Annotated in this window: 1 rRNA gene; it reads right to left on the bottom strand. The window is 36.8% G+C overall.

The window, feature by feature from the left end:
* Positions 1-83 (bottom strand): 16S ribosomal RNA (locus GQA99_RS20555); the annotation flags it as partial.
* Between the last annotated feature and the right edge of the window lie 129 nt (positions 84-212).

Raw genomic sequence — 212 nt, forward strand, 5'->3', positions numbered from 1 at the left:
CTTACTCTCTGTTACCGCTCGACTTGCATGTGTTAGGCCTGCCGCCAGCGTTCAATCTGAGCCATGATCAAACTCTTCAATTAAAGTTTTTTTGAGACAACGTCTCGGCTCAATGAATTCTGATTTCATTTTATAAACTCGGAAGAATCTATAAAACGTTTGTACATATTACTATGAACACTCATCATCGCATTGAGTTTAAATTTTTTGAT

Source organism: Shewanella litoralis (genome assembly GCF_009828585.1).
Lineage (GTDB): Bacteria > Pseudomonadota > Gammaproteobacteria > Enterobacterales > Shewanellaceae > Shewanella > Shewanella litoralis.